Origin of the sequence: Halovulum marinum (genome assembly GCF_009697225.1) — a bacterium.
GTDB classification, from domain to species: domain Bacteria; phylum Pseudomonadota; class Alphaproteobacteria; order Rhodobacterales; family Rhodobacteraceae; genus Halovulum; species Halovulum marinum.
On sequence record NZ_WIND01000007.1, the window covers coordinates 106,985 to 129,485 of the forward strand.

Below are 22,501 nucleotides of genomic sequence, written 5' to 3' on the forward strand. Positions count from 1 at the left end.
CATGACCCGTTGGATCGCCGCCCTGGTCCTGGCGCTGGCGCTTGCCGCCGCCGCTGTGCGTGCCCAGGACCGCCAGATCACCCTGGCCGCGCCGCGGGCGCTGGCCGATGGCGGGTTGCTTGGCTTTCTGCTGCCGCGGTTCTCCCTCAAGACCGGCATCCGGATCGAGGTCCAGCCCGACGCCGGCGACGCCGATGTGGTCCTGACCCCGGCGGCCACCATCGGCGCGGGCGCGGCGGAACGCAAGACCCGGCGCGCGTTTCACGAGGCCGCCGGCGACACCGTCTGGCGCGTCGCCGGCGACGGCGCGAAGGGCAGCAACGCCGGCCGTTTCGTCGACTGGCTGCTGTCGGACATCGGCCAGCGCACCATCGACAGCTTTCGGGACGGCGCCGTCTACGTCGCCTCGGCGGACGCGGCGGATGAGGTTGCCGAGGCGCCGCTCGACGGCAACGCCGCGCTGGGCGAGCGGCTGTCGCTGTCGCTGTGCGGGCGCTGCCACGTCGTGGGCGAGGCCAACCGGATGAAGGGCATCGGCTCCACCCCGTCGTTCGGCGCGCTGCGCGCGATCGCCGACTGGCAGAACCGGTTCGAGTCGTTCTACGCGCTGAACCCGCACCCGGCCTTCACCCAGGTCGCGGAAGTCACGCCGCCGTTTGACATCCGCCGGCCGTCGCCGATCGTGCCGGTCGAGATGACGCTCGACGATCTCGAGGCGATCCTGGCCTATGTCTCGGCGATCGCGCCGAAGGATCTGGGCGCGCCGGTGCGCGCCCAGTAGCCGGCGCGGGGAGTTCCCCCGGTTCAGTTCAGGTAGTCGTCGGTGGTGCGCACCTTGGGGCGCGCCGGCCCGGCGAACGGGTTGTTCTCGGAATGGTACTGCGCGTTGACCCGGCAGTCGTCGCACATGCGGATCATCCGGCCCTTGTCGCTGTCGGCGAACATCGGGTGCTTGCCCTCGAGCTGCGCGACGATGCGCTCGATGGTGGACTTCACGCCGAAAAGCTTGCCGCATTCGACGCAGGCGTAGGGCTCTTCCTCCTTCAGCACGCGTTGGCGCAGCGCCGCGTCCGAGGTGTCGAAGCGCGGCTCCAGCGTGATCGCGTCCTCGGGGCAGACGTTGGCGCAGATGCCGCACTGCAGGCAGGCGTCCTCCTGGAACAGCAACTGCGGGCTGTCCGGGTTGTCGCCCAGCGCCCCGGACGGGCACAGCCCGGCGCAGGACAGGCACAGCGTGCAGGCGTCGAGGTCGACCAGCACCGCGCCGTAGGGCGCGCCGGCGGGCAGCGGGATCGGCTGCTCGACCGCGCCGCGCAGGGCCTTGACCGCGGTCCGGGTGACCTGCCGCCGCGCGCCCATCACCAGCACCGGCTCGGCCAGCCGCTCGGCCGTGCGCCCGTAAAGCGCGTCGCTCAGCGCGTCCGGATCGGCCGGATCGAGCAGGCGCAGCGGCGCGCCGTCCAGCAGCGCCCGGGTCAGCGCCGCCTCGTGGTCCAGCGCCGTGCGCTCGGTGCGCGGCGCAAGCAGGATGTCCACCGCGCCGAAGCCGCTGGCCAGCGCCGCCAGCACCTCGGCGTGGCCGAAGCCGGAAATCGTCTCAAGCTCCAGCGGGATCACGTCGGCGGGCAGGCCGCGGCCGAAGCGCGCGCCCAGCCGGATCATCTCGGCGCCGTGCTCGGCATCATGAACCAGCAGGCGCGGCGTGCCGCCGCCGGCCTTGGCATAGGTCGCGGCCAGCTTGCGCATCCGCGTGAACAGGGTCTGCGGCGACGGCGCGTCGTAGCTGATCGCCCCCGACGGGCACAGCGCCGAGCAGGCGCCGCAGCCGGCGCAGATCAGCGGATCGACGGCGACGTGATCGCCGTCGGGGCGGATCGCGCCGGTCGGGCAGGCGTCCAGGCAGCGGGTGCAGCCGGTCTGCCGCGCCCGCGAATGCGCGCACAGATGCTCCTCGAGCGTCACATAGAGCGGCTTCTCGAAGGTGCCGATCATGTGCGAGGCCTCGTGCACCGCCGCGGCCACCGCCAGCGGATCGCCGGGATCGGCGCGCAGATAGCCGTCGCGCTTGTGGTCCGCCGGGAACAGCGGCGTGCCGCCCGACAGATCGAGAAGAACGTCGCACTCGGCGGCGCCGCCGTCGCGCGGCGCGCTCAGCGCGAAGCCGCCGCGCCCGCCGGGCCGCAGCTGCCGCAGCGCATCGATCTGCAGCCGGAACCGGCCCAGCGAGCCCTCGGCCTTTCGCAGCGTGCCCGTCACCGCGTCGAACGCGCGGCTCAGCGGCAGCTCGTCGCCCTCGGGCAGCAGCGCGGTGACGGTCAGCGTCTGCGCCAGCCGCTCGGCGGCGGGCAGCGCCACCTCGGCGCGGCCGATGACGATGCACATGCCGCCCGAGACCACGTCCAGCGTGCGTACCGGGACCGGGGCCATCGCCGCCTCGGCGACCAGCGCGGCCATCTTCGGCGCGGCGTCGGCGTCGTCGGTCCAGCCGGCGCGGTCGCGCAGGTCGACGAAGCCGGGGGCGTCGACGCCAAGCTCGTCGGCCAGGTCCTGGAACACCGCCTGCTCCTGGCCGCAGGCGATGCGGCAGCCGCCAGCCTTCAGCGCCTCGGCGGCGGTGCCCAACTCGCGCGTACACAATGCCGTGTGCACCCGGCTGCAGGTCATCCCGGTGGCGTCCGCGATCCGGTCGCGGTCGATTGCCTGCGATCCCTCGCAATCGCACAGCAGCAGCTTTTCGGCCATGTTTCCTCCCGTCGGGCGGCACCGGGCCGCCCGGGCGCCAAGATCAGCACGTTCGCGCGGCGGCGGCAAGTCCCGCGGGGGGCTTTGCGCGCCGCGCGGAATGTGCATAGGCTGATGCGAAAGACCACCTAAGGCGCGGCCCCAGCGCCGCAAGGGAGACCGCCATGCCAGATCCCCAGGCCCTGATGCCGCTGGGCATCGTGCTGCGCCGCCGCCCGGGCGTGACGCGCTGGGCGCGCTGGTCCTGGCAGGCGGTGGACGTGCTGCCCGGCGCCGGCCCGGCCGCCTGGACCGAGCTGCGGCGCGAGGGCGAGACCGTCGACTTCCACGCCGCCACCGTGCCGCTGGAGCTGTTCCGCACCGACACCGAGGCCTATGCCGAGGCGCTGGCCGCGGGCGTGCCGTCGGTCGCGGTGGTGTTCGAGCCGGCGCGCGGCGAGGCGCGGCCGCGGGTGCTGCGCGCCACGGTTTCCGCCTACCAGGCGCAGGACGAGCTGGACAGCGGCGAGCTGGTGGTCGATCCGGTGCCGATGCCGCCGGGCCTGCTGGCCTGGGTCGATGACTTCCTGCGCGCGCACCATGCGCCCGAGCCGTTCGTCAAGCGCCGCCGCGACCGCCATCGGGTGGACCTGAAGGAGGACGGCAGGGGCGATCCGCGCATCGCCCAGGACAGCGACGTCTACCGCGCGCCGCGCGGCGGCAGGGGCGCGCGATGAGCGGCGACCGCGATTTCTGGTCGCGCCGCCGCGCCGCGGTGCAGGCCGAGCAGGAAGCCGAGGCCCGCAAGGAGCAGCAGGCCGAGGTCGAGGCCGGCCGCGCCGAGCTGGAGGCGCTGCCCGACGAGCAGGTGCTGGAGCGGCTTGATCTGCCGGACCCGGACACGCTGCAGCCGGGCGACGACTTCGCCGCGTTCCTGCGCGACGTGGTGCCCGAACGCCTGCGCCGCCGGGCGCTGCGGCGGCTGTGGCGCAGCAACCCGGTGCTGGCCAATCTCGACGGGCTGAACGACTACGACGCCGACTACACCGCCGCGGCGACCGACGCGCCCAACCTGCGCACCGCCTACCGCGTCGGCCGCGGCCTGCTGCGCCATGTCGAGGCGCTGGCGGCGGAGGCGGCCCCCGCGGACGCGCCCGGGGCGGATGCGCCGACGGGCGCGGCCGACGCGGACCCCGGCCCGGCATCCGCACTGACCGCCGGCCCTGCTTCCGACCCGGCTGCCGACCCGGCCCCCGATCCGGTGCCGCACCAGGCATCGGCGAAACCTGCGGACCCGGACCCGACAGCCGCCGGTCAGCCGGGCCGGGATTCGGGGGCGCCCGAGGACCCCGCGTGGGGCGAAACGCCGGAAGACGGTTCGCCTTTGCCTCGCAAGCGGCGGATAACATTCTCGTTTAATGGCTAGACAGACGCCCCTGTTCGGGTGCAACATCCTGTTCAAGTCACCCATGAACGAAAAATCGGTGACGCTGGGAGGACGCCCCGCCGGGGCGGTGGAGGTTTCAAGTGTCGGCGCTTGCCGATAGACCCGACATCGCGGATGAAGATCGCCTGCGGGCGGATCTGTACGATTTCATCGGCACGCTGCTGGCGCGGCCGCCGGACGCGGCCCTGCTGCGGCACTGCGGCGGGCTGATCGGCGACGCGACGCCGCTGGGGCAGGCCGTCGGGGCGCTGGCGCGCGTCGCGCAGGCCAGCAACCCCAAGGGCGCCGAGCGCGAGTTCAACGCGCTGTTCATCGGCCTCGGCCGGGGCGAGTTGCTGCCCTATGCCAGCTTCTATCTGACCGGGTTCCTGAACGAAAAGCCGCTGGCGGTGCTGCGCAACGACATGCGCGCCCGCGGCATCAGCCGCGCGCCGACGGTGTTCGAGCCCGAGGACAACATCGCCAGCCTGTGCGAGATGATGGCCGGGATGATCCTGGGCCGGTTCGGCGCGCCGGCGCCGCTGGACGCGCAGCGCGAGTTCTTCAACCGGCACATCGGCCCGTGGGCGGGCCATTTCTTCACCGATCTCGAGGCGGCGGACGCCTCGGTGTTCTATGCGCCGGTGGGCGCGATGGGCGCCGCCTTCGTCGAGATCGAGAAGCAGGCGTTCCGGATGATGGTGACCGAATGAGCGCGCATCGGGCGCGGCCGGCATCCGCCGGCGGACAGAACGGAAGGGAGAGAGAGTGATGGCAAAAGACGACAAGGGCGCCAGCCGCCGCGACTTCCTGAAACTCGCCTCGGTCTCGGCGCCTGCCGCGGCCGTGGCGGTCGTCGCCGCGCCGCAGGCGGCCGAGGCGGCAAGCGAGCAGGGCGGGGGCGACGGGCTGCGCGACACGCCGCACACCCGCGCCTATTTCGAGACCGCCCGGTTCTGACCGGCGCCTGCCGCCCGGCCCGGCAACGGGACGGCGGCCAGATCCAGCCTGCCGCCCGGCCCCGCCAGGGGCGCGCGGTCCTGACCCAGCAAGGCCGGAGACCGCTCCGGACCCAGCAAGGAGAAACGAGATGCTGAGGAAAAAGACGAACGGGACCGCCCGCCGCCCCGCCCGCGGACTGATCGCCGGGGCCGCCAACGCGACCGTGGACCGCCGCGCCTTCCTGCGCGGCTCGGGTCTGGCGATCGGCGGGCTGGCCGCGATCGGCGCCACCGGCGGCACCGTGACCCGCGCCACCGCACAGGAGGCCGTGCAGGGCGCGATCGAGACCCGCAAGTCGGTCTGCACGCACTGCTCGGTCGGCTGCACGGTGATCGCCGAGGTCGACAACGGCGTGTGGGTCGGCCAGGAGCCCGGCTGGGACAGCCCGTTCAACCTGGGCGCACACTGCGCCAAGGGCGCCTCGGTGCGCGAGCATGCCCACGGCGAGCGGCGGCTGCGCTACCCGATGAAGAAGCAGGGCGGCGACTGGGTGCGGATCAGCTGGGAGCAGGCGATCAACGAGATCGGCGACAAGATGCTCCAGATCCGCGATGAAAGCGGGCCTGACAGCGTCTACTGGCTGGGCTCGGCCAAGCATTCCAACGAGCAGGCCTACCTGTTCCGCAAGTTCGCCGCCTACTGGGGCACCAACAACGTCGACCACCAGGCGCGGATCTGCCACTCGACCACGGTTGCCGGGGTAGCGAACACATGGGGCTACGGCGCCATGACCAACTCCTACAACGACATCCACAATTCCCAGGCGATCTTCCTGATCGGCGGCAACCCGGCCGAGGCGCACCCGGTCAGCCTGCTGCACCTGCTGCGCGCCAAGGAGCAGAACAACGCGCCGTTGATCGTGTGCGATCCGCGCTTCACCCGCACCGCGGCCCATGCCGACGAATACGTCCGCTTCCGGCCCGGCAGCGACGTGGCGCTGATCTGGGGCATCCTGTGGCACATCTTCGACAACGGGTGGGAGGACAAGGAATTCATCCGCACCCGCGTCTGGGGCATGGATCAGGTCCGCGACGAGGTCGCGAAATGGGCCCCGGACGAGGTCGAGCGCGTCACCGGCGTGCCGGAAAGCCAGCTCAAGCGCGTGGCGCGCACGCTGGCCAACAACCGCCCCGGCACCGTGATCTGGTGCATGGGCGGCACCCAGCACACCAACGGCAACAACAACACCCGCGCCTACTGCATCCTGCAGCTTGCGCTGGGCAACATGGGCACCTCGGGCGGCGGCACCAACATCTTCCGCGGCCATGACAACGTGCAGGGCGCGACCGACCTGGGCGTGCTGGCCGACACGCTGCCCGGCTATTACGGGCTGGCGGACGGCTCGTGGGCGCACTGGGCCCGCGTCTGGGAAGAGGACCTGGACTGGCTCCGCGGCCGGTTCGCGGTGATGGAGAAGGCCGGGGCCGACGGCGCCGACCGGATGATGATCAACGAGACCGGGATCCCGGTGTCGCGCTGGATCGACGGCGTGCTCGAGGACAAGGAGAACCTGGACCAGCCCGACAACACCCGGGCGATGGTGTTCTGGGGCCACGCGCCGAACTCGCAGACCCGGCTGCCCGAGATGAAGACGGCGATGGAGAAGCTCGACCTGCTGGTCGTGGTCGATCCGTACCCGACGGTCTCGGCGATCATGCAGGACCGCACCGACGGCGTGTACCTGCTGCCGGCGGCGACCCAGTTCGAGACCCGCGGCTCGGTCACCGCGTCGAACCGTTCGCTGCAGTGGCGCGAGCAGGTGGTCGCGCCGCTGTTCGAGTGCCTGCCCGACCAGACGATCATGAAGCTGTTCGCGGACAAGTTCGGCTTTGCCGACCGGATGTTCCGCAACATCGCCATCGAGGGCGACGAGCCCTCGGTCGAGGACATCACCCGCGAATACAACCGCGGCATGTGGACCATCGGCTATACCGGCCAGTCGCCGGAGCGGATGAAGTTGCACATGGAGAACCAGCACACCTTCGACAAGACCACGCTGCGTGCGATCGGAGGCCCGGCCGACGGCGACTACTACGGCATGCCGTGGCCGTGCTGGGGCACCGCCGAGATGAAGCATCCCGGCACCGCCAACCTCTACGACATGTCGCTGCCGGTGTCCGAGGGCGGGCTGACCTTCCGCGCCCGCTTCGGGGTCGAGCGCGACGGCCAGAACCTGCTGGCCGAGGGCGTCGCCTCAGCGAACTCCGAGATCCAGGACGGCTATCCCGAGTTCACCATGCAGATGCTGATGGACCTGGGCTGGGATGGCGATCTGACCGACGAGGAACGCGCCTCGATCGAGAAGGTCGCGGGCTACATCCGTCAGGAAGCGAGCGAAAGCAGCGGAGAGGGCCAGCAGAGCACCGAGGTCGGCGAGCAGTCGCAGCAGGGGCCGTACCCCTCGGACTACGCCGAGAAGGTGGGCGGCGTGAACTGGAAGACCGACCTGTCGGGCGGCATCCAGCGGGTCGCGATCAAGCACGAGTGCGCGCCCTTCGGCAACGCCAAGGCCCGCGCGGTGGTGTGGACCTTCCCCGATCCGGTGCCGCTGCACCGCGAGCCGCTGTACTCCAACCGCCGCGACCTGGTGGCGGATTATCCGACCTACGAGGACAAGAAGTTCTGGCGGGTGCCGACGCTCTACGCCTCGATCCAGAAGCAGGACTTCAGCAAGGATTTCCCGATCATCCTGACCTCGGGGCGTCTGGTCGAGTACGAGGGCGGCGGCGACGAAAGCCGGTCGAACCGCTGGCTGGCCGAGCTGCAGCAGGACATGTTCGTCGAGATCAACACGCGCGACGCCAACAACCTGGGCGTCCGCGACGGCGCGCAGGTCTGGGTCGAGGGCCCCGAGGGCGGCAAGGTCAAGGTAATGGCGATGATCACCGAGCGGGTCGCGTCCGGCGTCGCCTTCATGCCGTTCCACTTCGGCGGCCACTGGCAGGGCGAGGACCGGCGGTCGATGTACCCGAAGGGGGCCGACCCGTATGTGCTGGGCGAAAGTTCGAACACCGCGCAGACCTACGGCTATGACAGCGTCACCCAGATGCAGGAAACCAAAGCTACGCTCTGCCGGATTTCGGTGGCGTAAGGACGAGGAGAGAAAAAATGGCAAGAGCGAAGTTTCTCGTCGACGCCGAGCGCTGCATCGAGTGCAACGCCTGCGTCACCGCCTGCAAGAACGAAAACGAGGTACCCTGGGGCATCAACCGGCGCCGCGTGGTGACGATCCAGGACGGCAAGCCGGGCGAGCGCTCGATCTCGGTCGCCTGCATGCACTGCTCGGACGCGCCGTGCATGGCCGTCTGCCCGGTGGACGTCTTCTACCAGACCGAGGACGGCGTGGTGCTGCACTCCAAGGACCTGTGCATCGGCTGCGGCTACTGTTTCTACGCGTGCCCGTTCGGCGCGCCGCAGTACCCGCAGGCCGGCAACTTCGGTTCCCGCGGCAAGATGGACAAGTGCACCTTCTGCAACGGCGGCCCGGAAGAGAACAACTCCAACGCCGAGTTCTCGAAATACGGCCGCAACCGGATCGCCGAGGGCAAGCTGCCGATCTGCGCCGAGATGTGCTCGACCAAGGCGCTGCTGGCCGGCGACGGCGACGTGGTGTCGAACATCTACCGCGAGCGCGTCGTCGCCCGCGGGTTCGGCTCCGGCGCCTGGGGCTGGGGCACCGCCTACGACCAGAAGGGCGGCTGACCGCCCGGCCGCGTCCGCGCGGCCCTTCCGATCAGGCCCGGCCTCTGCAAGGGGGCCGGGCGCTTGCCTTCGGGGCGTCGGCATGTGCGTGCGCCGCAATGCGCGCCGTCGGCCCGCCGCCGTCCGGGCGTCGGCGCGGCGGGCGCGGCAGACCGGCGATGGCGCTCGACCCCGCCCCCCGATTGGATAATGCTGCCGCGGAAACACCGCCCCGCGCGCGACCAGCAAGGAGGTCTTTACCCATGTCGAGACGCATCGGCACCGCTTTCGCCGCCATGCTTGCCGCCGTTCTTGTGGCCGGCGGTCCGCCCGCGGGCGCGCAGACCGCGTCCGACGCGACGCTGCAGGAAACCGGCCCCGCGCAGGAGGCGCCGGCGCCGGACGCGCCGGCCGACCTGGATCCGGCCGCCGGGCAGCTTGGCCCCGACGGCGGCCAGCCCGCCGACCGCGCCGCCACCGGCGGTGCGCAGACGCTCGAGGACATCCTGCGCCGCCAGCGCGGCGAGAAGATCGACGACAGCTTCCGGCGGCAGGCCACCGGCGACCCGGACGCGGCGATGCCGCCGACCGACCCGCTGGGCACGCTGGGCGGCGCCTCGGACGCCGACTTATACCGCGCCCTGCGCTACGGCAGCGCCGATGTCACGGTGTCGTCGCGCGGACCCGGGGACAACGTGCTGGTGCAGGACAGCGGCATATGGTGGCTGGAGTTCCGCCGCGGCCCGCTGGCGACCTGGGGCGGCTACGGCCTGCTGGGGGTGATCGGCGTGCTGGCGCTGTTCTTCCTGCTTCGCGGCCGGATCCGCATCGATGCCGGCAAGTCCGGCATCACCATCCTGCGCTTCACCTTCATCGAACGCTTCGCGCACTGGCTGCTGGCGGGCAGCTTCCTGCTGCTGGCGTTCACCGGGCTGATCACCCTGTTCGGCCGCGTCGGGCTGATCCCGCTGATGGGCAAGGAGGCCTATGCCACGCTTGCCGTCTGGTCGAAGTGGACGCACAACAACGTCAGCTGGGCGTTCATGCTGGGGCTGCTCCTGGTGTTCCTGTTCTGGGTGCTGCACAACATTCCCAACAAGTACGACCTGAAGTGGATGGCCAAGGGCGGCGGCATCTTCAACAAGTCGCACCCGCCGGCGAAGAAGTTCAACGCCGGGCAGAAGATGATCTTCTGGGCGGTGATCGTGCTGGGGGTCTCGGTCTCGGCCTCGGGGCTGTCGCTGCTGTTCCCGTTCGAGCTGAACCTGTTCGCGCCGACCTTCGACAAGCTGAACGCGGTCGGCGCGCCCGGCTGGGTCGGACTGCAGCCGCTGGCCACCGACCTGGCCCCGCACCAGGAGATGCAGTACGCGCAGCTGTGGCACGCGGTCGTCGGTTTCGCGATGATGGCGGTGGTACTGGCGCACATCTACATCGGCACCATCGGCATGGAGGGCGCGTTCGACGCCATGGGCTCGGGGCAGGTCGACCGGAACTGGGCGGTCGAGCACCACAACCTCTGGGTCGAGGAGGTCGAGAAGCGGCAGTCTGGCCCCGACGCCCGCCCGGTCCCGCCAGCCCCGGCGGAGTGACGTGGGCGCGCGTCCGGCCATCGCCGCCGCCCTGCTGCTGGCCGCGCTGCCGGCGCGGGCGGCGGAATATGCCGCGCTGCAGGGGCATGGCGGGCCGGTGCGGGCGATCGCGCTCAACGGCGACGGCACCGCGCTGACCGCCAGTTTCGACTATTCGGTCGGCTACTGGCGCGACGGCGCGCCGACCTGGCTGGAGGGTCACCGCGCGGCGGTGAACGCGGTGATCTGGCTGGGCGCGGGCCGCGCCGCCTCGGGCGGCGACGATTTCGACGTGCGGATCTGGGACCTCGCCACCGGCGACAGCACCGCGCTGCCGGGGCACGAGGGCAAGGTCGTGGCGCTGGCCCTGGCGCCGGATGGCGGGCTGCTGGCCTCGGCCAGCTGGGACGGCACGCTGGGACTGTGGCCGCTCGACGGGCAGGGCGGGGCCGGGCCGCCGCGCTTTCTGGACGGGCACCAGGGCGCGGTCAACGACGTCGCCTTCTCGGCCGACGGCGCGCGGCTGTTCTCGGCCGCGGCCGACGGCACGATCCGCGAATGGGACGCCGCCACCGGGGCCGAGCTGCGCACCGTGATCGCGCACGGCTTCGGGGTGAACACGCTCGAGCTCGGTCCCGGCGACGCCTGGCTGGCCTATGGCGCGGTCGACGGCGGCACCAGGGTGATCGACCCCGAGACCGGCGCCGAGATCGGCGATTTCACCCTCGACCGCCGGCCGATCCTGGCGATGGCGGTGCCGCCCGCCGGCGACATGCTGGCGGTGGGCGACGGCGAGGGCTACATCATGGTGCTGGACACCGACGACTGGTCGCTGGCGCGCGATTTCCGCGCCGCCACCCGCGGCCCGGTCTGGGCGCTGGCCTGGGCCGCCGCGGGCGACGCCATCGCCGCCGCCGGGATCTCGGACACCGCCTATCTGTGGCCGCTCGACGGGCTGTCCGGGGCCGACGCCGTGCTGGGCGCGGGCGAGCGCAGCTTCCTGCGCGACCCGGCGACGATGACCAACGGCGAGCGGCAGTTCGCGCGCAAGTGCTCGGTCTGTCACACGCTGACCGGCGACGGCGCGCGGCGCGCCGGGCCGACGCTGGAAAACCTGTTCGGCCGGCCCGCGGGCAGCGTGCCCGGCTATTCCTATTCGCCGGCGCTGCGCGACATCGGCATCACCTGGACCGACGAGACCATCGACGCGCTGTTCGACGAGGGCCCGGACCACTATGTTCCCGGCACCAAGATGCCGATGCAGCGCATCGCCGGCGCGCAGGACCGCGCCGATCTGATAGAATACCTCAGGACTGCCACCGATCCGGAAAGATCCCGCCCATGAAAGCCATGCTTGCCGCCTTCGTCGCCATCGCCCTGATCGCCGTCGCCGCGTCCTACGGCCTCGACCGCGCCGGCTTCTCGACGCCCGAGCGCACCTCGGGGGACGCCGTCCGCCTGGGCTGACCCGCCCGACACCTGCCGTCACCGATGCCGCCGGGCCCCGGCGGTCGCCGGCACCATTTTTCCAGCGACCAGGAATTCCCATGACCGACATCACCGACACCCCCGCCTTGCGCGACCGCCTGGCGCGCGGCGAGCTGACCGCCGCCGATCTGGCCGAGCGCTGCCTGGACGCCATCGCCGCGCAGGAGCAGCGGGTGCAGGCCTGGGCCTGGATCGATCCCGGGCATGTCCGCGCCCAGGCCCGCGCCGCCGACCGGCACCGCGCGGACGGCAAGCCGCTGGGCGCGCTGCACGGGCTGCCGGTGGGGCTGAAGGACGTGATCGACACCGCCGGGATCCCGACCGGCAACGGCACGCCGCTGGACGCCGGCCGGGTGCCGGAACGCGACGCCTGGATCACCGCGCGGCTGAAGGCCGAGGGCGCGATCGTGATGGGCAAGACCGTGACCACCGAACTGGCGTTCCTGCACCCGGGCAAGACCCGCAACCCGGCGAACCCGGCGCACACCCCCGGCGGGTCGTCCTCGGGCTCGGCGGCGGCGGTGGCGGCGGGGATGGTGCCGCTGGCGGTCGGCACCCAGACCGGCGGCTCGATGGTGCGCCCGGCGGCGTTCTGCGGCGTCACCGGCTTCAAGCCCAGCTTCGGCGCGATCCCGCGGACCGGCGTGCTGGAGCAGTCGCCGATGCTCGACACGCTCGGCACCTTCGGGCGCACCCCGGCCTGCGCCGCGCTGCTGGCCGAGGCGCTGTTCGGCCACGACCCCGGCGACCGGTTCACCGCGCCGCGCCCGCACCCGCGGCTGCTGGCCGCCGCGCAGACGCCCGGCGCGATGCCGAGGCTGGCCTTCGTGCGTCCGCCGCGCTGGGCCGACGCGGACCCGGACAACCGCGCCGCGGTCGAGGCGCTGGCGCAGCGCCTGGGCGCGGCCGAGATCGCGCTGCCGGTGGATTTCGAACAGGCCGCCAGGATCCGCGCCCGCATCAACAACGCCGAGATGGCCGCCTGCTTCCGCCGCTACACCGAACGCGACCCGGCGCAGCTGTCCGGGATGATGCGCGCCGCCATCGCCGAGGGCGACGCCGTCGCGGCGCCCGACTACATCGCCGCGCTGGGCTGGCGCGACCGGCTGCACGCGGCGGCGGCGCCGATCTGGGACGCGTACGATGCGATCCTGACGCCGGCGACGCTGGGCGCGGCGCCGCAGGGGCTGGGCTCGACCGGGGATTCGATCTTCAACGGGCTGTGGACGCTGACCGGCAGCCCGGCGATCACCATCCCGGTGCTGACCGCGGCGAACGGGCTGCCGCTGGGCGCGCAACTGGTCGGGCGGCGCGGCGAGGACGCGCGCCTGCTTGCCACCGCGCAGCGGCTCTACGGGGCGCTGATCGGTTGAGCCGCGGTAGCGATCTGCCGGAACATGGCGATGTTGCCGGCGTCGACGCCGGTGCCGCGGAAGCCGCGGTCGGCGGCGGTCATCACCACCACCACCCCGCGCGCGCGGTCGACGTAGAGGTACTGCCCGTAGACGCCCTCGGCCAGGAACTCGCCGTCCTGGGCGTCGGCGGGCAACCACCACTGCAGCCCGTAGCCCTTGGCGCCGTCGGGCACCGGCGCCTGCGGCGCGGTCGCGGCCCGTGCCCAGTCACGCGGCACGATCTGCCGGCCCTGCCAGCGGCCCTCCTGCAGCATCATCTGCGCGAAGCGGGCCTGGTCGCGGGTGGTCAGGCACAGCCCGCCCAGCGCGAACGCGACGCCGTGGCCGTCGGTCAGGTAGCCCGGCGCGCGCGCGAGCCCCAGCGGCCGGACCAGCCTGTCCGACATCAGTTCGGGCAGCGACCGGCCGGTGGCGCCGCGCAGCGCCATCGCCAGCGCGTGGCTGTCGGTCGAGACATAGGCCCAGGTGCGGCCCGGCGGGCCGGTGCGCTCGGTCAGCCCGGCGACGAATTCGTCCATCGAGCCGCCCAGCGCCAGCACCCGGCCCATGCGGTTGACGTCCGACCAGAAGTCCAGATAGTCCTCGTCGAAGCGCACGCCGCTGGTCATCGTCAGCACGTCGCGCACCGTCACCCCGGCGTAGGCCGACCCCGCCAGCGCCGGCGCATGCCGCTCCAGCGGGTCGTCCAGCGCCAGCGCACCCTCGGCGATCAGGATCCCGGTCAGCGCCGACAGCCAGCTTTTCGACACCGACCAGGCGATGCGCAGATCCTCGGGCCCGGTGCCGTGATAGTAGTCCTCGAACACGATCCGGCCGTCGTGCAGCACCAGCAGCGAGGTCACCTGCCGCGCCGCCGCCCAGGCCTCGGCGCCGACCGGCAGCGCGATCCGCTGGCCCTCGGGCAGCGCGCTGGGCGGGCCGCGGCCGCGGTCCAGCGCGACCGAGCCGAACATGGTTTCCATGGCGCTGAAATTGGCGACGATCCGGTCCGCGTCGAACAGCGTGTTGACGGCGGCCAGGCGGATCAGCTGCTCGTGCTTCCAGGCCGCCGCGCCGCCGGCCAGCAGCAACGACGCGAGGACCATCGCCAGCAAGCGCTTGGTCCACCGGCGCATCGGCCCCACCTTCCTTCCTTCGCATGTTCCCCGCCGCCCAGACTTGCGGAAACCACGCCGCGACGCAAGCGCGGGTTGCGCCGCCGGCGGCGCCGGCTCGACACCGGCGCGGCGCGGCGCTAGGTTGCGCAGGCCGGGGCCACGGCGCGGCACCCGGAAATTTCACTTGTCGCGTAATCCCTTGAATACGATCCGACTGGAGTCCGAGCGACCGATGTCCGTCTGGCGCCCATTTTCCGCAGTTCGCCCCTGCCGTGGCATGGTCCTGGCGCTGGCACTGGCGCTGCTGTTGGTTCAGGCAAGCCTGCCCACCGCCAACGCCGCGCACAAGGACACCCTTGACGGGGAGTGGCTGTCTGGCTGCACGCGAAGCCCCAGCGGCGACCGCGGCTACATCACCCGCGCGCAGATCACCATGGGCCGGATCGACGCCGTGTTCCACGTCTTCGCCACCCCGTCCTGCGACCGGCCGATCATAAAGGTGCATTACCGCGGCGAGATCGTCCTGCTGCAGGCCGAAGGCGACAGCCTTGCCGTCGATCACCGGGTGCGCAGCTTCACCCTGACGCCGAACACCGCCGAGGTGGCGCGCCGCTACAACGGCGATCTCGACGGGACCGGCTGCGGGCTGAGCGGCTGGCGCGCGAACGTGCCGTTCTCGGTCGCCGGCCGGTCCTGCTCGGCGTTCGCGTTCGCCGACGAGGGCGGGATGCTGTTCGACCGCGCCTGGCTGACCGCCGAGGGTCTGCGCTTCGGCGCGTTTCCCCATGTCTGGAGCATCACCGCGCCGGAGCGCCGGCCGGACAGTGCCGGCGCCGTGCTGCTGTTCCGCACCGGCTACTAGCCGGCCGGCGGGATGCGGCGAAATCCTTCCTTGCCCTTTACTTCGACAGGTTGTGAGACATTTGCGCGCCCTGGCCGCGCAGGTCGCCGCCGCGCGGGGGCCGACACGAGGAGAAGCCGATGCACCGATCCCGCCCCGTGCCGACAGCCGGTGTCCGCATCCCGCGCCTGATGCTGGGCGTGTTCCTGGTGGTGGCCGCGCTGGTGTGGGCATTCGTCGAACTGGCCGACGAGGTGGTCGAGGGCTCGACCCGCGCCTTCGACGAGGCGCTGCTGCTGGCGATGCGCAGCCCCGGCGACAACGCCGAGCCGCTGGGCCCGCTCTGGCTCGAGGAGATGGCCCGCGACTGGACCGCGCTGGGCGGGGTCGCGGTGCTGAGCCTGCTGGTCGCGGCGGTGACCGGGTTCCTGTGGCTGGGCGGGCAGCGCCGCTCGGCGCTGTTCCTGCTGCTCGCGGTCGCCGGCGGGCTGGCGGTCAGCACCGGCTTCAAGGAGTTCTTCGACCGGCCGCGGCCTGACCTGGTCAGCCAAGGCTCCTATGTCTATACCGCCAGTTTTCCCAGCGGGCATTCGCTGATGGCGGCGATGACCTATCTGACGCTGGCGCTGATGTTGACCCGGGCGCAGCCGCACCGGCGGATCAAGGTCTACATCCTGGCGGTGGCGCTGGTGGCGACGGTGCTGGTCGGCGTGAGCCGGGTCTACCTGGGGGTGCACTGGCCCAGCGACGTGCTGGCCGGCTGGACCGCCGGCGCCGCCTGGGCGCTGCTGGCCTGGGCGCTGGCGCGCTATCTGGACTGGCGCGGCACGCTGGAGCCTGAGCGCGACGAGGACGATGATCCGCGGCCGGAGGAAACGGGCTTGTGATCTGTTACATAGTTCGTGTATTCACGAATTATGGAATCGACTCAATACTCCGAGGCGCTGACGGCGCTGGGCCATGAGGGGCGGCTGGCGGTGTTCCGGCTGCTGGCGCGCCGGGCGCCGCACGGCGTGCGCCCGTCCGAGATCGGCACGGTGCTGCGGCTGAAGCCGAACACCCTGTCGGTCTACCTGTCGACGCTCGAGCGCGCGGGGCTGGTGCGCTCGCACCGGCGCGGGCGGGCGGTGTTCTACGCCATCGACCTGGGACGCACCGGGGCGCTGGTCGATTTCCTGGTCGCGGACTGCTGCAACGGCCGGCCCGACCTCTGCGCGCCGCGCACCGCGCGGGCACTGTCCACCGACATGCAAGGGGGTTTCGGGATGTCGGACCGTCCCTTCAACGTGCTGTTCCTCTGCTCTGGCAATTCCGCCCGCTCGATCTTTGCCGAGGCGCTGCTGCGCGATCTGGGCGCGGGCCGGTTCAGCGCGTTCTCCGCCGGCATCGCGCCGGCCGCGGCGCCAAATCGGTTCGCGCTGGAGATCCTCGGGCAGCTGGATCACGACACCTCGCAGCTGCGCGCGAAATCCATCGACGAGTTCCAGCGCGACGGCGCGCCGGTGTTCGATTTCGTGTTCACCGTCTGCGACACCGCCGCGAACGAGCTCTGTCCGCCGTGGCCGGGCCAGCCGATGACCGCGCACTGGGGCCTGCCGGACCCGGTCAGGGCCGAGGGCACCGACGCCGAGAAGGCGCTGGCCTTCAAGGACACCTACCGTCAGCTGCGCCAGCGCATCTCGGCCTTCGTCTCGATCCCGTTCGAGGGGCTGAGCCGCGAGTCGCTGCAACGCCAGCTGGACGCCACCGATCGAGCAACGGAAACCGCCTGACATGACTGCGACGACGGAAGGCCGCCCCGCGCCGGGCGGCCTGGGAAGTTTCGAACGCTGGCTGTCGGTCTGGGTCGCGGGCGCGATCCTTGCCGGGCTGGTGCTGGGCAGCCTGCTGCCCGGCCTGTTCTCGGCCCTTGCGGCGCTGGAGGTGGCACGCGTCAACCTGCCGGTCGCGGTGCTGATCTGGGCGATGATCCTGCCGATGATGGTAGGCGTCGATTTCGCCGCGCTGAAACGCATCGGCGACCGGCCCAGGGGCCTGGTGATCACGCTGGTGGTCAACTGGCTGATAAAACCGTTCAGCATGGCCGCGCTTGGCGTTCTGTTCTTCGAGCACGTCTTTGCCGGGCTGATCGCGCCCGAGGATGCGCAGGCCTATCTTGCGGGCGTGATCCTGCTGGGCGCGGCCCCGTGTACGGCGATGGTGTTCGTCTGGTCGAACCTGACGCGGGGCAACCCGACCTACACGCTGGTGCAGGTCAGCGTAAACGACATCATCATGGTCTTCGCCTTCGCGCCGATCGTCGCCTTCCTGCTGGGTGTGGCCGACATCACCGTGCCCTGGGGCACGCTGCTGCTGTCCGCCGCGCTCTATGTCGCCGCACCGCTGATCGCGGGGCTGCTGATCCGCAACCGGCTGGACGCGCGGGGAGGAGAAACCGCCGTCGAGCACTTCAAGGAGCGTGCCCGCCCGGCCTCGATCCTGGGGCTGTTGCTGACGGTCGTGCTGCTGTTCGGCTTCCAGGGGCAGGTGATCCTGGACAACCCGCTGGTAATCGCGCTGATCGCGGTGCCGCTGCTGATCCAGAGCTACGGCATCTTCTTCGTCGCCTACGGCGCGGCCCGGGCCTGGCGCGTGCCCTTCGACGTGGCCGCACCCTGCGCGCTGATCGGCACCTCCAATTTCTTCGAGCTGGCGGTGGCAGTCGCCATCAGCCTGTTCGGACTTGGCTCGGGCGCGGCGCTGGCCACGGTGGTCGGCGTGCTGGTCGAGGTACCGGTGATGCTGTCGCTGGTCGCGTTCGCCAACCGCACCCGCCACTGGTTCCCCGCATCGGACGAGAGAGCATGACAGGAATTGCCATCAACGGCCTGGGCCGTATCGGAAAACTGGTCCTGCGCGCGCTGGTCGACGAGGGCGCGCCGGGGCGGATCGTGCTGCTGAACGATCCTGTCGCGGACCCGGCGCAGCACGCGCTGCTGATGGAGTTCGACAGTGTTCACGGCCGCTGGAAAGCCGACATCGGTCACGATGCCGACAGCCTGACGGTCAACGGCCAGCGGATGCGCCTGACCGCCGAACGCCGGATCGAGGACCTGCCGCTGAAGGAGCTGGGCGTCGATCTGGTGATCGACTGCACCGGAGTGTTCAAGACCGGCGAGAAGGTGCAGCCGTACTATGACGCGGGCGTGCGCAAGGTCGTGGTCTCGGCCCCGGTCAAGGACGGTGGTGCGCTGAACCTTGTCTACGGCGTGAACCATGACCTGTATGATCCTGAAAAACATCATATTATCACCGCCGCCAGCTGCACGACGAATTGCCTGGCGCCGGTGGTGAAGGTGATTCACGAGGAACTGGGCATCAGGCACGGGGCGATCACCACGATCCATGACGTGACCAACACGCAGACCATCGTCGACCGCCCCGCCAAGGACCCGCGCCGGGCGCGCTCGGCGCTGTCGAACCTGATCCCGACCACCACCGGTTCGGCCACCGCGATCACGTTGATCTATCCCGAACTCGAGGGCCGGCTGAACGGCCACGCGGTGCGGGTGCCGCTGCTGAACGCTTCGCTGACCGACTGCGTGTTCGAGGTGGCGCGCGAGACCACCGCCGAAGAAGTCAACGCGATGTTCCGCAAATACGCCGAGGGGCCGCTGAAGGGCATCCTGGGCTACGAGGAGCGGCCGCTGGTCTCGACCGACTACCTGAACGACCCGCGCTCGGCGGTCATCGACGCGCTGTCGACGATGGTCGTGAACGGCACGCAGGTGAAGGTCTATGCCTGGTACGACAACGAGTACGGTTATGCCTGGCGGCTGGCCGACGTCGCCCGGCTGGTCGGAGACGACCTGTGACCGAGAAACGTGAGGGGCTGGCGGCCTATGTGGCCGTCACCGCAGCCTACTGGGCGTTCATGCTGTCCGACGGCGCGCTGCGGATGCTGGTGCTGCTGCATTTCCACACGCTGGGCTTCTCGCCGATCCAGCTGGCCTACCTGTTCCTGCTTTACGAGTTCATGGGCATCGTCACCAACCTGTCGGCGGGCTGGATCGCGGCGCGCTTCGGGCTGACCTCGACGCTCTACGCGGGGCTGTCGATCCAGATCGTCGCGCTGCTGGCGCTGGCGGCGCTGGACCCGGGTTGGGCCGTTGGCCTGTCGGTGGGCTATGTGATGGTCGTGCAGGGCGCTTCGGGCGTGGCGAAGGACCTGACCAAGATGAGCGCCAAGTCCGCCGTCAAGCTGCTGGCGCCGGGCGCGGGGCTGTTCCGCTGGGTGGCCTGGCTGACCGGCTCGAAGAACGCGGTGAAGGGCGTGGGATTCGGCCTGGGGGCTGCGCTGCTGGCGGGGTTCGGTTTCGTTCCGGCGGTGCTGGCGATGGCGGCGGTGCTGGCGGCGATCCTGGTCGCGGTGGCGGTCTGGATGCCCTCGGGGCTGCCGAAGGGCCGCAGGGGCGCGAAGTTCCGGGAAGTGTTCTCGAAGGATGCGGACATCAACCGGCTGTCGGCGGCGCGGATGTTCCTGTTCGGCGCGCGCGACGTGTGGTTCGTGGTCGGCATCCCGATCTATTTCTACGCGGTGCTGTCCGACGGGACCGAAGCCGGAAACCGCGCCGCCTTCTTCCAGATCGGCGGGTTCATGGCGCTGTGGATCATCGGCTACGGCGCGGTGCAGGCCTGGGCGCCGAAGCTGCTGCGCGCCGAAGGGCGCAGTGTTGACGAGGTGATCGGCATGGCGGTGGCCTGGGTCGGTGCGCTGACGCTGATCCCGGCGGCGCTGGCGCTGGCATCGCTTCTGGCGGATGGGCCGCAGCCCTGGCTGACCGCGGTGCTGATTGCGGGGCTGCTGCTGTTCGGGGCGGTGTTCGCGGTGAACTCCTCGGTGCACAGCTACCTGATCCTGGCCTTCACCCGGTCCGAGCGCGTCACCATGGACGTCGGCTTCTACTACATGTCGAACGCCGCCGGGCGGCTGCTGGGCACGCTGCTCTCGGGTCTCAGCTACCAGTTGGGCGGTCTGCCGCTGTGCCTGGGGACCGCGGCGGCGATGGCGGGGCTGAGCTGGCTTTGCGCCGGGCGGCTGTCCAGGGGCAGGAACACCGCGCGCCGGGCGCCGCGCACCGGCTAGCGGCGTGGCGCGGGGCGAAGTCAGATCCCGCCGACCACCGCCTGCGCCAGCGCCTTGCCGCTGTCGAACGCCGCTTCGATCCGCGCGTCCAGGGTCCAGTCGCCGCCTGCCAGCATCCGCCCGTCGGCGCTGGCGGCGCAGGGCCTGCCCAGCGGCGCCGTGGTGCGGGCATGACGCCAGCGGTGCGTCGCGGCGAACGCCGGCCGGGGCAGCGGCGCCAGCGTGCCCAGCAGTTCCAGCATCCGCTCGCGCGCGGCGTCCGGGTCCAGTTCCAGATGCGCCGCGCTCCATTCCGGCGTGGCGTGCATCACCCAGGCGGGGGCGTCCGGCCGTCCCGGGCGGGTGCCGGACTGCGCCAGGAACGCGATGCCCTCGCCGGGCTCTTCGGCGGCGTCGGGCAGCCCGGGCGCGGTGTCGAAGGCGACCATCAGCGTCCAGCACGGCGCGATGGCGACCCGCGCCAGCGCGTCGGCCAGCGCCGCGTCGGCGGCCAGCAGCCGGGCCGCCTGCGGCGCGGGGGCGGTGCAGACCACGCGCGCGAAAATCCCGGTCCGGGTGCCGTCCGCCAGCGCCAGCCGCAGACCGTCGTCCTCCGGCACCACCGCCGCGACGCCGGCGTTCAGGCTGACCTCCAGCCCGTCGGCGAGGTGACGCAGCGGCGCCGTCATCTTCGGCACGCCGACGATCCGGCGCTGGCCGGCGGGCAGGCCCCGCGGCGTCCAGTCGGCGGCCTCGCCCCGGGCCACGGCGCCGTCCAGCCATTCCGCGAACGGTGCGCCGCGCGCGGTCATGAACTGCGCGCCATGATCGAAGGCCAGCCCCTCGGCGCGCCGGGTGGCCATCCGCCCGCCGATGCCGCGGCTCTTCTCGAACACGCGGACCGGCAGCCCGGCCTCGGCCAGCGCGTGGGCGCAGGTCAGGCCGCACATGCCGGCGCCGATCACGGCGATCGCTCGGGTCTGGGACATCGGGTTCCTTTCGGCCTCCAAGGGCCAGCTAGCGGGCGACGCGGCGCTGTCCAGCCGCTTCCGCCCGGCCGCGTTTGGCGATAGAACCCGCGGATGGCCGTCACCCTGACCGATCTCGCCACGCTCGGCGCCTTGCCCTTCGACGAGGTGATCGACGTGCGCGCCCCCGCCGAATACGCCGAGGACCACATCCCCGGCGCGATCAGCCTGCCGGTGCTGTCCGATCTCGAGCGCGCGCAGGTCGGCACGATCTACACGCAGAGCAGCCGCTTCGAGGCGCGAAAGGTCGGCGCGGCGCTGGTCGCGCGCAACGCCGCGCGGCATCTGGAGGGGGCGCTGCGCGACCGCCCCGGCGGCTGGCGGCCGCTGGTCTACTGCTGGCGCGGCGGGCAGCGGTCGGGCAGCTTCGCCTCGATCCTGGCGCAGATCGGCTGGCGCGTGGACACGATCGACGGCGGCTATCGCAGCTACCGGCGGCTGGTGGTGCGGGCGATGCACGAGACGCCGCTGCCGCACCGGCTGGTGCTGCTCGACGGCGACACCGGCACCGCCAAGACCGCGCTGCTGCATCGGCTGGCGGCGCGCGGCCACCAGGTGCTGGACCTCGAGGGGCTGGCGGCGCACCGCGGCTCGATTTTCGGCGCGGTGGCGCGGCCGCAACCGGCGCAAAAGGCGTTCGAGGGCGCGCTGGCGGTGCGGCTTGCGGCGATGGATCCGGCGCGACCGGTGCTGGCCGAGGCCGAATCGAGCCGGATCGGCGCGCTCCAGATCCCGCCCAGCCTGTGGGCGGCGATGGGCGCGGCGCCGCGGCTGCGGGTCGCGGCCCCGGTCGCGGCGCGCGCCCGCTACCTGGTGCGCGCCTATGCCGAGCTGACCGCCGACGCCGGCCGGATCGCGCCGCTGCTCGACGGGCTGCGCCGGCTTCAGGGCCACGCGCGCGTCGACCGCTGGCAGCAGCTGGCCGCCGGGGGCGCGTTCGAGGCCCTGGCCGATGAGCTGATCCGCGAACATTACGACCGCCGCTACCGCAGGCACCGCAGCCGCCGCGGCGCACCGGCCGATCCCGAGATCGCGCTGGACAGCCTCGACGAGCCGGCGCTCGACGCCGCCGCCGCGCGGCTCGAGGCGGCGCTGGAACAGCTTGCACCGCCCGCCTGAACGGCGCC

General features: G+C 71.7%; 21 protein-coding genes. 18 read left to right on the plus strand and 3 right to left on the minus strand.

The features are described from left to right. Position 1 precedes the first annotated feature (1 nt). The gene (locus GE300_RS11040; protein ID WP_154446624.1) at positions 2 to 781 is read left to right on the plus strand and encodes a hypothetical protein; all 780 of its coding nucleotides are present in this window, start codon (positions 2 to 4) and stop codon (positions 779 to 781) included. A gap of 23 nt (positions 782 to 804) precedes the next feature. On the opposite strand, the gene GE300_RS11045 is transcribed toward GE300_RS11040, so the two are convergent. Next, entirely contained in the window at positions 805 to 2,742 is a 1,938-nt protein-coding gene (locus GE300_RS11045) for a 4Fe-4S binding protein (protein WP_154446625.1), read from the minus strand. A gap of 164 nt (positions 2,743 to 2,906) precedes the next feature. On the opposite strand from GE300_RS11045, the gene GE300_RS11050 reads away from it, so the two are divergent. The 10 genes from GE300_RS11050 (at position 2,907) to GE300_RS11090 (ending at position 13,262) form a co-directional block, all read left to right on the plus strand. Beyond that, the gene (locus tag GE300_RS11050) at positions 2,907 to 3,458 is read left to right on the plus strand and encodes a DUF3305 domain-containing protein (RefSeq protein ID WP_233416935.1); all 552 of its coding nucleotides are present in this window, start codon (positions 2,907 to 2,909) and stop codon (positions 3,456 to 3,458) included. After that, positions 3,455 to 4,147: a DUF3306 domain-containing protein gene (locus GE300_RS11055; RefSeq protein ID WP_154446626.1), complete on the plus strand. Its 693-nt coding sequence runs from the start codon at positions 3,455 to 3,457 to the stop codon at positions 4,145 to 4,147. The genes GE300_RS11050 and GE300_RS11055 overlap by 4 nt, the downstream gene beginning before the upstream one ends. Positions 4,148 to 4,248: 101 nt before the next feature. After that, the gene (locus tag GE300_RS11060; RefSeq protein ID WP_325063196.1) at positions 4,249 to 4,860 is read left to right on the plus strand and encodes a TorD/DmsD family molecular chaperone; all 612 of its coding nucleotides are present in this window, start codon (positions 4,249 to 4,251) and stop codon (positions 4,858 to 4,860) included. A 58-nt stretch (positions 4,861 to 4,918) separates the two neighbouring features. Beyond that, the gene (locus GE300_RS11065) at positions 4,919 to 5,107 is read left to right on the plus strand and encodes a ubiquinol-cytochrome c reductase iron-sulfur subunit N-terminal domain-containing protein (protein WP_154446627.1); all 189 of its coding nucleotides are present in this window, start codon (positions 4,919 to 4,921) and stop codon (positions 5,105 to 5,107) included. A gap of 130 nt (positions 5,108 to 5,237) precedes the next feature. Continuing rightward, positions 5,238 to 8,240 carry a formate dehydrogenase subunit alpha gene (locus tag GE300_RS11070; protein ID WP_154446628.1) on the plus strand — a complete coding sequence of 1,001 codons (3,003 nt, stop codon included), beginning with the start codon at positions 5,238 to 5,240 and terminating at the stop codon, positions 8,238 to 8,240. Between the two features lie 17 nt (positions 8,241 to 8,257). Continuing rightward, positions 8,258 to 8,851 carry a formate dehydrogenase FDH3 subunit beta gene (gene fdh3B / locus GE300_RS11075; RefSeq protein ID WP_154446629.1) on the plus strand — a complete coding sequence of 198 codons (594 nt, stop codon included), beginning with the start codon at positions 8,258 to 8,260 and terminating at the stop codon, positions 8,849 to 8,851. A 242-nt stretch (positions 8,852 to 9,093) separates the two neighbouring features. Then, on the plus strand, positions 9,094 to 10,422 hold the full coding sequence (locus GE300_RS11080) for a formate dehydrogenase subunit gamma (RefSeq protein ID WP_233416936.1): 1,329 nt from the start codon (positions 9,094 to 9,096) through the stop codon (positions 10,420 to 10,422). 1 nt (position 10,423) lies between these two features. Further along, positions 10,424 to 11,746, plus strand: a complete 1,323-nt coding sequence (locus GE300_RS11085) for a c-type cytochrome (RefSeq protein WP_325063197.1) — start codon at positions 10,424 to 10,426, stop codon at positions 11,744 to 11,746. Continuing rightward, positions 11,743 to 11,868: a hypothetical protein gene (locus GE300_RS23550; protein ID WP_267905435.1), complete on the plus strand. Its 126-nt coding sequence runs from the start codon at positions 11,743 to 11,745 to the stop codon at positions 11,866 to 11,868. The genes GE300_RS11085 and GE300_RS23550 overlap by 4 nt, the downstream gene beginning before the upstream one ends. Positions 11,869 to 11,948: 80 nt before the next feature. Then, positions 11,949 to 13,262: an amidase gene (locus GE300_RS11090; protein ID WP_154446631.1), complete on the plus strand. Its 1,314-nt coding sequence runs from the start codon at positions 11,949 to 11,951 to the stop codon at positions 13,260 to 13,262. Here GE300_RS11090 and GE300_RS11095 read toward each other — a convergent pair. Continuing rightward, a complete protein-coding gene (locus GE300_RS11095) occupies positions 13,241 to 14,419 on the minus strand; it encodes a serine hydrolase domain-containing protein (RefSeq protein WP_154446632.1) in 1,179 nt (392 codons plus the stop codon). The genes GE300_RS11090 and GE300_RS11095 overlap by 22 nt on opposite strands. Before the next feature lie 214 nt (positions 14,420 to 14,633). On the opposite strand from GE300_RS11095, the gene GE300_RS11100 reads away from it, so the two are divergent. The 6 genes from GE300_RS11100 (at position 14,634) to arsJ (ending at position 20,367) form a co-directional block, all read left to right on the plus strand. Beyond that, on the plus strand, positions 14,634 to 15,263 hold the full coding sequence (locus GE300_RS11100; protein WP_154446633.1) for a hypothetical protein: 630 nt from the start codon (positions 14,634 to 14,636) through the stop codon (positions 15,261 to 15,263). A 119-nt stretch (positions 15,264 to 15,382) separates the two neighbouring features. Further along, the gene (locus GE300_RS11105; protein ID WP_154446634.1) at positions 15,383 to 16,129 is read left to right on the plus strand and encodes a phosphatase PAP2 family protein; all 747 of its coding nucleotides are present in this window, start codon (positions 15,383 to 15,385) and stop codon (positions 16,127 to 16,129) included. Positions 16,130 to 16,159: 30 nt separating this feature from the next. After that, positions 16,160 to 17,014 (plus strand): arsenate reductase/protein-tyrosine-phosphatase family protein, encoded by an 855-nt coding sequence (locus GE300_RS11110; protein WP_154446635.1) that lies wholly within the window; start codon positions 16,160 to 16,162, stop codon positions 17,012 to 17,014. A gap of 1 nt (position 17,015) precedes the next feature. Beyond that, complete coding sequence (arsB, locus tag GE300_RS11115; protein WP_154446636.1) at positions 17,016 to 18,089, plus strand: ACR3 family arsenite efflux transporter; 1,074 nt, start codon at positions 17,016 to 17,018, stop codon at positions 18,087 to 18,089. After that, complete coding sequence (locus tag GE300_RS11120) at positions 18,086 to 19,096, plus strand: ArsJ-associated glyceraldehyde-3-phosphate dehydrogenase (RefSeq protein WP_154446637.1); 1,011 nt, start codon at positions 18,086 to 18,088, stop codon at positions 19,094 to 19,096. The genes arsB and GE300_RS11120 overlap by 4 nt, the downstream gene beginning before the upstream one ends. After that, positions 19,093 to 20,367, plus strand: coding sequence for an organoarsenical effux MFS transporter ArsJ (arsJ, locus tag GE300_RS11125; RefSeq protein WP_325063198.1), 1,275 nt, complete (start codon positions 19,093 to 19,095; stop codon positions 20,365 to 20,367). The genes GE300_RS11120 and arsJ overlap by 4 nt, the downstream gene beginning before the upstream one ends. A gap of 20 nt (positions 20,368 to 20,387) precedes the next feature. Here the strand turns inward: arsJ and GE300_RS11130 are convergent, their stop codons facing one another. Continuing rightward, the gene (locus GE300_RS11130) at positions 20,388 to 21,335 is read right to left on the minus strand and encodes an NAD(P)/FAD-dependent oxidoreductase (RefSeq protein ID WP_154446638.1); all 948 of its coding nucleotides are present in this window, start codon (positions 21,333 to 21,335) and stop codon (positions 20,388 to 20,390) included. A 93-nt stretch (positions 21,336 to 21,428) separates the two neighbouring features. Here GE300_RS11130 and mnmH point away from each other — a divergent pair, with 93 nt between their 5' ends. Next, the gene (gene mnmH / locus GE300_RS11135) at positions 21,429 to 22,493 is read left to right on the plus strand and encodes a tRNA 2-selenouridine(34) synthase MnmH (RefSeq protein WP_154446639.1); all 1,065 of its coding nucleotides are present in this window, start codon (positions 21,429 to 21,431) and stop codon (positions 22,491 to 22,493) included. Positions 22,494 to 22,501: the final 8 nt, after the last annotated feature.